General features: G+C 37.6%; 7 protein-coding genes. 3 read left to right on the forward strand and 4 right to left on the reverse strand.

Translation table 11 applies throughout. The features are described 5' to 3' along the window. Positions 1-205 precede the first annotated feature (205 nt). Positions 206-454, reverse strand: coding sequence for a helix-turn-helix domain-containing protein (locus EKM02_RS06190; protein ID WP_126453235.1), 249 nt, complete (start codon positions 452-454; stop codon positions 206-208). 920 nt (positions 455-1,374) lie between these two features. Here EKM02_RS06190 and EKM02_RS06195 point away from each other — a divergent pair. From EKM02_RS06195 to EKM02_RS06205, 3 genes are read left to right on the forward strand one after another with little or no spacing between them, the layout of a single operon-like run. Then, positions 1,375-4,440, forward strand: a complete 3,066-nt coding sequence (locus EKM02_RS06195; protein ID WP_126453238.1) for a SusC/RagA family TonB-linked outer membrane protein — start codon at positions 1,375-1,377, stop codon at positions 4,438-4,440. A 17-nt stretch (positions 4,441-4,457) separates the two neighbouring features. Then, on the forward strand, positions 4,458-5,885 hold the full coding sequence (locus EKM02_RS06200) for a RagB/SusD family nutrient uptake outer membrane protein (protein ID WP_234423158.1): 1,428 nt from the start codon (positions 4,458-4,460) through the stop codon (positions 5,883-5,885). Then, positions 5,885-8,497 carry a prolyl oligopeptidase family serine peptidase gene (locus tag EKM02_RS06205; RefSeq protein ID WP_126453241.1) on the forward strand — a complete coding sequence of 871 codons (2,613 nt, stop codon included), beginning with the start codon at positions 5,885-5,887 and terminating at the stop codon, positions 8,495-8,497. The genes EKM02_RS06200 and EKM02_RS06205 overlap by 1 nt, the downstream gene beginning before the upstream one ends. A gap of 42 nt (positions 8,498-8,539) precedes the next feature. On the opposite strand, the gene EKM02_RS06210 is transcribed toward EKM02_RS06205, so the two are convergent. From EKM02_RS06210 to EKM02_RS06220, 3 genes are all read right to left on the reverse strand, one after another. Next, on the reverse strand, positions 8,540-8,803 hold the full coding sequence (locus EKM02_RS06210) for a DUF6520 family protein (protein WP_255416279.1): 264 nt from the start codon (positions 8,801-8,803) through the stop codon (positions 8,540-8,542). Positions 8,804-8,881: 78 nt separating this feature from the next. Then, complete coding sequence (locus tag EKM02_RS06215) at positions 8,882-10,420, reverse strand: MauE/DoxX family redox-associated membrane protein (RefSeq protein ID WP_126453245.1); 1,539 nt, start codon at positions 10,418-10,420, stop codon at positions 8,882-8,884. A gap of 98 nt (positions 10,421-10,518) precedes the next feature. Next, entirely contained in the window at positions 10,519-11,424 is a 906-nt protein-coding gene (locus EKM02_RS06220; RefSeq protein ID WP_126453248.1) for a helix-turn-helix domain-containing protein, read from the reverse strand. Between the last annotated feature and the right edge of the window lie 249 nt (positions 11,425-11,673).

Raw genomic sequence — 11,673 nt, forward strand, 5'->3', positions numbered from 1 at the left:
AAAATACAATGTAAAACAAAAAAGACACCTTACAGCATCTTTCATTATTTCTTGTGTCTATTTTTCCAACTATCATTGTAATGATAGTTTTTCCTAAACTCATATATTTTCCCTCTAATGTAAACGCCAACAGGTATAAGAAGTATCACTATTACTATTTCGTACCATTCCTTAGATAATGTTTTATGGTTAATAAATGAAATATTTATTCCTTTTCTAAGTCTATTTTAAAATCAAAAAACTCCTTAGGTTGTATTTTAAGTCCATATGATAAATTAAGTATTGTTTCTAAAGTTACATTTTCAGTACCTTTTTCAATTTTACTTATAAAACTTGCGTCGAGATCACAATTTTCAGCAATCTTCCTAAAGCTTAAACCTTTCTGTTTTTTTATTTCGCCGAGTCTTTTACCAAATTGCAGTAAAAATTCACTTTTTGTAGTTTCATTAATCATAGCCTATCTTTTAGGCAATTTCTTTAAATTTAAAGAAATTAATGTGGCAATATATTACCACGTTAATGTTTTTTAGTATATTTGTTTACCATTACATTAAAGTAATGTATTTTTGCGATTCTTCATATAAAATATTTGAAGCATTCGCTTTGAATCTCGTTTCAGAAAACTGGTAATTTTTAAACGCACGAGATGATAAGTACGATGCTCACGTCCCATGGCGTGGGCTCACTTATTCGTGTGTAGGGTATACCAGTACCTCTGAAGCGTTTAAGATGAGTTCCATGCCATTTTTATTTCTAATAGACTCATACTTTCCTTAGATTCTCAGCACCGCTTTATCCTTTTTTATAGTCTCGCAGCAGTTTAAACCGCTAAAACCCGCATGCCTATGAAATAAATAAGAAATGCTATTTACTTAATGCCTGTACCGAAGGGTCCTTTGAATAAAAAAACCTAGTTAACTTAATTTGAGTTAGTAACTAAAAGGTGCAGGTAATTTAGTCGCAACATCAACTCATAACTCATTAACCAATAACTAAAAAAATGCCTATGAAATACTACAAACAAATACAAATAGGAATAATTTTACTTTTTATAGCAACGATGTTTATGTGGCTTTATGGTTGAGATAGTTTCACAGAAACAGATCTTCCAAAGTCATATTGTGAGGAGCAAAGAGGTCATTTTTATTTTAAATTTTGAATTTTAAATTGGGGTAAATAATAAAAATATAAATCTAACTAAAATCATGCCTATGATAGAATAATAATATTGCAGTTGCTTTTCGTCGTATCTCGAAATGAGATTGCTTCGTGCCTCGCAATGACATAACAAAAAAAGGCCCTCCAACCGTCTGGACAACTGCATAGAGGACCAATGCTAACAAAACTAACGTTTCATTTAACTATACCAATATTATGAATAAATTTTCATTTTACAAGGGTAAATGGTGGATTCCTATTTTTCTATGGGTTTACCTTATTCTTACACCACTATTTTCTTACGGTTCGATATGTGTCGTAAATTCAAAATTCGAAAGTCATAAAGTAATTCCCTCGACTGCGCTCGGGATGACACAATCTATTGTAATTACCGGAACTGTAAGTGACAGTCAGGGTGTACTGCCGGGAGTTACAGTATCTGTAGCCGGAAAATCAACAGTCACCATTACTGATTATCAAGGTAAATACAGCATAACGGCCACGGCCACTGATACTCTAGTTTTTTCTTTCGTAGGGTATACCACCTTAAATATTCCTATAGCAGGACGTACTGTAATTAGTGTAAATCTACAAGAAGATGCTACCCAACTGCAGGAAGTACGAATTAATGCGGGTTATTATAGCGTCAAAGAAAGCGAGCGCACCGGAAGTATTGCGAAAATCACATCAAAGGATATTGAGACGCAACCTGTAACCAATGTACTCGCAGCGATGCAGGGCAGGATGGCCGGGGTCAATATTACGCAACAGACTGGAACCGGTGGAGGTGGGTTTAACATCCAGATTCGCGGACAGAACAGTGTGAGAAGAGGAGGGAACTCTCCTTTGTATATTATTGACAATGTGCCATATTCAAGTGAGGAAATTGGGAACGGAATGTCGATGTCAGTCATGTCAATGAATACTAATCCGCTAAACAATATTAATCCAACCGATATTGAAAGTCTGGAAGTTCTTAAAGATGCGGATGCAACGGCCATCTATGGATCGCGTGGGGCGAACGGAGTGGTATTGATCACCACCAAAAAAGGTAAGAAAGGCAAGACCCGTTTTAGCGCATCGGTAGCACAGGGAGCGGGAAGCGTTCCACATTTTATGAAAATGATGAACACGGAACAATACCTTGCTATGCGTGCCGAAGCATTTGCGAACGACAGCATAACGGAATATCCGGAAAGTGCCTATGACATTAATGGAACATGGGATCAAAGCCGATCTACCAACTGGCAGAAAGAATTAATGGGTGGTACTTCAAAAATCACCAATATTAACGGCTCTATCTCCGGAGGTTCTGAGCAAACCCAATTTATGGTATCCGGAACTTATGGTAAGGAAACAACCGTGCTACCTGGTGATTTTGGTTACAATCGGGTTAATGTGAGGACAAGCATTAATCACGCATCTGCTGACCAACGGTTTAAGATTGCTTTTACTGGGGGCTACGGCATACAGGATAACAACCAACCCTCGACCGATCTTACCACGGAGGCTTGGCGACTTGCCCCCAATGCTCCAGCACTTTATGATGCGGAAGGGAACCTTAATTGGGAAAACAACACTTTTGAAAATCCGCTGCGCTACTTAAAAGGGTTATCGAAATCTAACACCTATGACCTTGTTGCCAATACAACACTTTCCTATAATTTACTCGACAACCTTGAAATAAAAAGCAGTTTTGGGTATACCGACCTAAACCATCATGAAAGCAGTACTTATCCCTCGACGATGTATAACCCATCCTTTGGGATTGGTAGTGAAACTTCCCGTATTTTTTATACCGATACCAAAAGGAACTCGTGGATTATCGAACCACAACTGAACTGGAAACCTACCTTGGGGGCTGTGAAAACAGAGTTGCTGCTAGGAAGCGCTTTCCAACGTCAAAATAATAGATCTCTTTCAGTTCAGAGCAGTGGCTTTTCCAACAACAGCATGATTTATAATCCCGCTGCGGCCACAAATACTTCGATTCTTGGCTTTGACGAATCAGTATACAAGTATCAATCGTTTTTTGGCCGTGCTAATTTTAACCTAAAAGAACGCTATATCATTAACCTCACGGGAAGGCGAGACGGTTCAAGCCGTTTTGGTGCTGGTAAACGTTTTGCATGGTTCGGAGCCGTAGGAGCAGCGTGGCTTTTTTCGCGTGAGAAATTATTGCAGGACAATAATGTGCTGAGTTTTGGAAAGCTTCGTGCCAGTTATGGGACAACAGGAAATGACCAGATTGGGAATTACCAATTCCTGAATACGTACACGCCATCAAATGCCAATTATGACGGAGTAATCGGTCTGCAACCCTCACGTTTGTATAATGCTAGTTTTGGGTGGGAAACCAACAAAAAACTTGAAGTAGCGTTAGAGACCGGATTTTTGAAAGAGCGAATCTTTCTGACCGCGGCATGGTACCGCAACAGATCTTCCGATCAATTGGTTGGAATACCGTTGCCGGGAACTACGGGTTTTACTGAAATACAGTCGAATCTTAATGCTTTAGTTGAGAATCGCGGGGTAGAACTAACCTTGCATACTGTAAATGTGAAAACTACTGGTTTTAACTGGAGTACCACAATCAATTTTTCGGCTTCAAAAAACAAGCTGCTCTCGTTTCCAAACCTTGAAAGTTCTACCTATAGTAATTCGTATGTGATTGGGCAGCCATTGAATATTGTAAAAGTATATCATTATACCGGCATTGATCCTGCAACGGGTATTTACACTTTTGAGGATGTAAATGGAGATGGTATATTGACAGAGCCCGCAGACAAGCAGACCGTGAAAGACTTAAACCCGGCTTATTTTGGAGGAATTCAAAATACGTTGCGGTTTCAAAGATGGCAATTTGATTTCCTCTTCAATTTTGTAAAGCAACAGAATTATAATGTACCACGAACGATGGGAGTTGCCGGCACGATGAACAACCAAAGCATCGCTATAGTTGACCGCTGGCAATCTCCGGGAGATATAGCTTCTTCACAAATATATACTTCGGGCGCAAACGGCACAGCTGAAAATGCCCTTTACAATTATGCAGCCAGTGACGCAGGGATAACAGATGCATCATTTATAAAACTCAAGAATGTTTCCATCAGTTATGAATTTCCAGAGCGGTGGCTTAAAAATGTTAACTGCAAGGCAACTGTTGAAGCGCAAAACGTGTTCACTATTACTGGCTATAAAGGGGCTGATCCTGAATTTGCCGGTTATGGATTTTTGCCGCCATTGCGCATTATCACCGCGGGATTACAATTTAACTTTTAACCTTTAAAGAAAGAGATATGAATACCAACAATTTTTTTAATCCGTATTGTACCAAAAAAGCAAGGGTTTATAGGATTCTTTCCGGCGTGACCCTTTTGTTTATTATGTTCTGGTTTACCAGTTGCGATGACTTTACAGCGATTGATACGCCAGTATCACAACTAAACACCGCTGCTGTTTTTGAAGAAAAGAACACCGCATATAGTGCGATGGCAAATGTTTTTGCGCAAATGCGCGACAATGGAATGCTAACCGGAAAAACTACTGGAATGCAGAAAGAAATGGGATTGTATGCCGATGAACTCACCTGGTATGGAAACAGTGCTCAGAGTTCGGCTAATTTCTTCACTAATACGCTCATTCCGACACATCCCACTTTAGCCACCTGGTGGAATAACAGCTATAGCCAGATCTACGCCGCCAATGCTGTAATTGAGGGTGTAGCAGGATCGACAACACTCTTGCAAGTTGATAAGGATCAATTGACAGGAGAGGCAAAATTTGCCAGAGCATTTGTTCATTTTTATGTTTTACAACTTTGGGGCAGTGTGCCTTACGTTACCGGAACTGATTATATGTATAATAGTACCGTTAAACGTTTGCCCGCTGCTGAAGTATATGCAAAGATTATTGAAGATTTAGAATCTGCCATTACGTTGTTGCCGGAAGAATATACAAATCCGACACGAGTTCGACCGAATTTGTACGCAGCGCAAGCCTTATTGGCAAGAGTCTATCTGTATGCCGGAATGTTGCCTGAGGCAGCCAACAGTGCGTCTACAGTACTGAATAAGACTGATACATATATACGGGTGACTGAACTAAATAATATATTTTTAAAAGGAAGCACAGCGACCATCTGGCAATATGCCCCAAGAACACCAACAAGAAATACCGATGAAGGAACCACTTTTATATTTAATGCGGGTCCACCAAATTCCGTGGCATTGACTAACTCCTTGGTGAATACATTTGAGGCAGGTGATCAACGCAAGGCTAAATGGATTCGATCAATAAGTAAAGGCAGTACCACTTGGTATCATGCTTATAAATACAAGAAAACAGGCAGTAATACCCCCCAACTTGAATTTTCTGTAGTGTTGCGTCTTGCTGAAATGTATCTTATTCGTGCGGAAGCCCGAGCAAGACAAGGTGAACTTACCAATGCTAAAGATGACCTTAATGTAATCAGGAATACTGCTGGTCTTGGAAACACAACCGCTGTTACCCAAGATGAAATATTAAATGCCATAATGCATGAACGACAAGTGGAATTGTTTAGTGAGTTTGGCCACCGCTTCTTTGACTTGAGACGTTTTGATGTATTAGATCAGACACTATCAGGCGTTAAAGCTGATTGGAACAACACCGATAATTTGTTACCATTACCACAGACCGAGTTGAACCTGAACCCTAACATTGGGCCTCAAAATTCTGGTTATTAATGAAGGCTCTATTTTATAGTATTGGACGTACCTTTTTAGATAGATGTCGTCCTTCGTGTTTTTTGTTTCTTTTTTTTGCATTGGTTTCCTGCCCTTTGATGGGGCAGGGGTTACAAAAGAAAGCTGTAACGCGAGAAGATTATCCTTTGTGGCATTATATGGATGCCGAAGCGATTTCTGATGATGGAAATTGGATTAGCTACCGGAACTATTATGATGCCACTGATTCCTTATTTGTTAAACACCGAAAGTCTGCCAAACTTTATAGTTTTGCAAAGGGAAAAGACATGGCTTTTATAGCGAATCATTTCGTTTGCCAGACCCCTGACAGCATCGTTCATATAGTTTCTTTGAAGAATGGAGTTGAAAGGAAATTGAGAAATGTTAAGGCATTTACGGTTTTTAAGACATTTATCGTAGCATCGGAGTACAGTAAAATTGGGAATTTGTTATCCGTTTATACTTTAGATGGCGTTTTATTGCGCACTGATACTGATGTAGAATCTTTTTCTGTTAGTCCTGATACTAAATTTATTGCAGTGGCGGTGAAAAGAGAAAATACCTATCAAGAACTGCTGGTAAATATGGAAGATATTAAAAAGCAAAAAATCATAGCTGAAAGTGAAAAAAGAGGACCTTTCCTAAATCCTAGCTGGTCAGAAGACAGCAAAGCAATTGCTTTTATGAATTACAATGAAAAGGAATCAAATCTTTTTTATTACAATTTAGCTGAGAAAAGACTTGTAACGTATTCTACCAATGCTATTGATTTCCCCAAAACCATGAATTTAATACCGTCAAGGAAACTAACAATATCGAAGAACAACAAGCGTGTTTTCTTTAAAATAAAGCAACGGAAGGAACTTGACATTGTGCGTAAAGAAAATGACGTACAGGTGTGGAATGCAGCGGACAAAAATATTTATCCCAGTCATATTGTAACAGAGGGGTATTCTAAGAACCCGAAGCAGGTCATGTGGGAACCCTATACTGGTCGCTTCTTACAGTTTACGGATTCAATACAGCCTTATGGCGCATCTGCTGGGGACGAAAGCTTTGCTTTAACATTTAATCCAAAAGACTATGAACCACAGAGCAAGTCGGTACCTGACAAGGATGTGTATATTAAAAATCTTGATACCGGACAAAGTAAAATAATGCTTCGCAGGCATGTTGGTGGTGAATTCAATCTTCTAGTTTCGCGAAATGTAAAATACATCAGTTATTTTAAGGATGGGCATTGGTATGTTTATGATGTTGCACAGGGATCTCATACAATAATCAGTAGTAATTTGCCTTATACCTTAAGCGTTCAAAGTCTTACTGAGAAAGAGGAGAATGGCTACGGTAATCCCGGATGGACTGTCGAAGGAGAATGTTTGTTGTATGATCAATTCGATATCTGGAAAGTTCAATCAGACGGATCTAATCCCGTAAGGTTAACACAGGGTCGTGAGCAGGGAATCATTTTTAGGATTGTAGCACAAAGTAAAGCGCAAACACCAACTATAGCCGACAGGATATTTACTAATGCAGAATTTGACCTTAAGAACTCACTGCTTTTAAGTGCGAGAGCTGTTGATTATTCCTTCAATGGGTTTTACTTATTGAAGCCAGGAAAGGGAATGACAAAAATATGCTATGTGAATAAAAGTGTGACCGGAATAATGAAATCTGAACGAGGTAATTATGCATGGGTGGAAGAAGATGTAGACCAGCCCCGACGTATCATGGTTGGGAAAGTTGGCGGTAAATTTACTGCTGTAGTTGAGAGCAATAAACAGCACAAAGAATTTCACTGGACCAAATTGCAGGTAATACATTATAAAAATTTAAAGGGAGAATCACTACAAGGACTTTTGTATTATCCATCAGGTTACGATAAAAATAAGCGCTATCCCATGATAGTGCACCTTTATGAAAAGCAATCGTACCAACGGCATTCCTATGTTAATCCCACTATGATTAACGAAGATGGTTTCAATATCAGTAATCTGACTGCTAAAGGGTATTTCGTTTTGCTTCCAGATATTACCTATGAAGTTGGCAACGTTGGATTTTCAGCATTAGAATGTGTAGAAGCCGCAGTAAAAGAGGTGAAAAATTTAGCTCTAATTGAGGATGCAAAAATCGGTTTAATTGGGCACTCTTTCGGAGGCTCTGAAACAGATTTTATTATCACCCAAAGCAATCTGTTTGCCTGTGCGGTAGCAGGATCCGCTACCACGAATTATTTAAGTTCCTACTTATCCGTTTCCCAGATTTTACAGATTCCAAACTTTTTTAAAATGGAATATGGCCAGGCTAGGATGAAATTATCTCCGTACGAGAATATGGAATGGTATCTGAAAAATTCGCCGGTCATTCATGCTGCGAATGTAAACACGCCGCTGTTATCCTGGACTGGGTTAAATGATCCGCAGGTAGAGCCGAGGCAAAGCTTTGAATTTTATATGGCGTTGCGACGATTGGGTAAAATTCATATCCTGCTTGCCTACCCTAATGAGGGACATGGTATGGAAAAGAAAGAAAATGCAATAGACCTAACCACAAAAATTGAGGAATGGTTCGATCATTACCTTAAGGGTAAGAAGGCTCCGATATGGAAATAGTAACAATGCAGTCCCTTGGGACTGCATTGTTTTTTTAACTGCTTATGGTTTGTATCCGGTAAGTACACACTCGTCATTACCGTCCATAATTTTTAATTGTGCTCCGGTACTTACTTGCCCCACTCGACAAACAATACCGTTGTTCACGTTACTACAATCATTTTTTTGTTCACAATCCGTACCTTGAGCATTGTGAGGAATAAATCCCGGTACGAGAGCTGAACTTCTTTTTGCTGATGCATCCGTACTGAATGCACTGGTTGCTGCCGCAACAATTACCAGCATTGGTACAATTAATTTTTTCATAATATATAAAATTTGTGGTTATGGCTTACTCTGTTTACAGGTTTTCAGCCTTTTCCCTGATACCGGCCGGGTATATTTTTAGTTATGTTTATTTTGATTTTTATACGGTACTTCATAAGTATCAGTTATCTTTTTGCTAATTCTATTTACAGAAAGGTACTTTCCGGAAAGTGCATATAATTTATTACCATTAACCCGAAAGCTTGTCATTTCGTGGTTGTCGATATTATAAATGTATATGCTACCAACGTAGGTTCCATTTGTAAGGTTGTAAACATCTACAATTGAAGCTTCTTTTAAAATCCTGTTGTCCTCATACCTGCCAATACGCTGAGATTTGATGAACAATAAATTATTATATACTGCTGAGGTTTTATTGATAATCAAAGGTGGTTTTGACATTTGCTTTTCGCCACTTGTCATTTGAGAAACCTGAATTTGTGCGACTTGTACTGTGTCAATCGTTTTTCCCTGAGCAGTCAATTTCATTGTCGGACTGATGGATAAATATTGATTTCTATAATAAAAGATATAGTTTAACTTGCCAAGTTGGTTGTTGTAGTGCAGCATACCGTCGGTATCAAAAATACCGTCCACTTGTTTTTTAAGTACGTTTTTATTTTCCGCGATTATTCTTTTTTCATTCAAGCCGTACGTCACCAACCTGTTGTTCTTTTTAATATAACTAGTAAGCCTTAATGCGACAGTTGAAGAATCTATTGGTTCAGCTATTGTAAAATACGGTATTTTTCCTAACTGGCTTGTGGCTTTCCAATCCTTCATTTTTCCTTTAAATATTGAACGTACTGTTCCATCTGTCACGAAAAAGTATGGAGAAACTATCTTTAACTTTATATCCCTAAAAGGAAGTTGAGGTTGATCAAGCTTCACTTTTACGCGATTTTTTGATTTTAATGCAGTATCAATTTTTGTAATATACAGCGGTGTACTATAATTCCCCAAGTAGATTGTGTCCTTATCAAAACCTGCAAAATAATACGAGTTTATCTCGAGGTCATATTTGTTATATGCAGCTTCAGCGTGGGACGGAAAGCGGCGAATAAAATTATTTCGTTTGTGGATAATGTCTTCAGAAATTAGAAACAGCACTACTACTGAAGTTATACTTAAAACAGCAGCAACAGTTACTGTTATTGAAAATTGTAGGGTTTTCATTTTTGTAAGCCAATATCTTTGGTCTGGATAGCTGAGTATAAGTCCTAAAAGAGCTAACAAAATAAATATTATATTGAATATCAGGTGCTCATTCCAACCAAGATCCTGTAAAATTCCACCACAGGAACACGGGATATTTGAACTAAAATTTAAGATGATGAAAATATAAGCTGTAAAGGCAATCATTAGACAGAAAGAAGCAAATAACCCACTAATCCTCCATCGTGGAAAAATTAACATTAGAACTATTATCAACTCTAAAACGGGTACACCAATAGCGACATAACCTGCAAATGCGCTCAGTAATGGAGATTGACCAAGTTTAATTCTAAAATCATGGTAATCCAGAATTTTACTAATTGCAGCATAGGTAAAAAGGAATGCGTACAAATAGCAAATTGCTAAAATGATATTATTCTTTAAATTTGTTGTTGATTTCATTTTATGTTAGTTTGATACTGTAAAATTGTAAATAAAAAACATATAACATTATGCAAATCAGGCATTTCGTTATTCAAAAATAAAATAACGCAAAAGTATTAGGGTTGAAGATCTTCTTCAGGTCTCGAAATGTCACTTGGCTTGTAGCCAAATCTTTTTTTGAAGGCTTTGTAGAAATTAAGATAGCCCTTAAAGCCATTCAGATATGCAATTTCTTTTAAAGAAACGGAGGTTTGCCGGATCATTACATGTGCTCTTTTCAAGCGTTCTTCTTGATAAAAGTTATAGACACTGGTTTTAAAAAAGGTTCTAAAACCATTTTTTAATATGTGTTCTTCAACAGCAAACATTTGTGCCAAGTGATGTAAAGTGGGTAAAGGTTCATCCAGATGGCTTAAAATATAATCATGTAAATTATGTACTGCAGTCACTTCATTGTGTTTGCGAATTTTTGAACCAGAGAGACGGTCGTTAATGTCAAGCATCTCTTGAAGTATGGTTGATACTGAACTTACAATTATTTCATCGCTATATAGTAATCGAGATACTGTGCAAAATGACGGTAGCAGGTGATTATCACCAGTAATTAAAATTAATTGCAAAGTAGTGTTGTAATGGGGGTTTTTATCTAATTCAACAAGAATGCCGTTCCAAAGATCTTTCGATTGCTGAGCGATCAATTTTCCAAAATCGGTATTGACAATTGTATCCGGTTTATATTTAAGAGTGAGTGGCACCTCATTATTAAAACTCAGTAAAATAAAATCATTATTCAATACAAATGTTAATTGAATTAGATTTTGGTACAGATAGTAAGCACTGATATAGCCTGATGCCAGATTTATTTTTTGGAGATCTTCCGCAATTTTATTTAATGCGACAGCAATACTTTTTAATTCATCATTGCTATTATCCTGGATGCGGATGGTCATATTTCCACTTGCCATTTCAAACAGCATTTGGTAAATACGTTTAATCCGGACCTGATTAAATTGGTCTGACATAATTATATTATTTGAAGTGATTTGCTGGAGGAAGAAAAGGAAAAACCTTTGCAAACCTATCTAAATAAATTATACGAAGCTAAAAGTATGGTGTGCAATTCGGGAATTGAATAGGTGTTTTTTAGAGAAAAGTGAGTGATAAATCGTTTTTTAATTTCATAAGCAAAGAGTAATTCTCGATGCGTTCTATAAGTTGAGGTATCCAATAATAGGATTTTTTGTAGTTTGGTTTTTAGGTGTTTAGCTGAA

This window comes from Flavobacterium sp. RSP49, assembly GCF_003968735.1.
Lineage (GTDB): Bacteria > Bacteroidota > Bacteroidia > Flavobacteriales > Flavobacteriaceae > Flavobacterium.

Bases quoted from the DNA above. Each gene is read 5' to 3' on its own strand.
- EKM02_RS06190 (WP_126453235.1), bottom strand. From the start codon at position 454: ATGATTAATGAAACTACAAAAAGTGAATTTTTACTGCAATTTGGTAAA.
- EKM02_RS06210 (WP_255416279.1), bottom strand. From the start codon at position 8,803: ATGAAAAAATTAATTGTACCAATGCTGGTAATTGTTGCGGCAGCAACC.
- EKM02_RS06195 (WP_126453238.1), top strand. From the start codon at position 1,375: ATGAATAAATTTTCATTTTACAAGGGTAAATGGTGGATTCCTATTTTT.
- EKM02_RS06200 (WP_234423158.1), top strand. From the start codon at position 4,458: ATGAATACCAACAATTTTTTTAATCCGTATTGTACCAAAAAAGCAAGG.
- EKM02_RS06215 (WP_126453245.1), bottom strand. From the start codon at position 10,420: ATGAAATCAACAACAAATTTAAAGAATAATATCATTTTAGCAATTTGC.
- EKM02_RS06220 (WP_126453248.1), bottom strand. From the start codon at position 11,424: ATGTCAGACCAATTTAATCAGGTCCGGATTAAACGTATTTACCAAATG.
- EKM02_RS06205 (WP_126453241.1), top strand. From the start codon at position 5,885: ATGAAGGCTCTATTTTATAGTATTGGACGTACCTTTTTAGATAGATGT.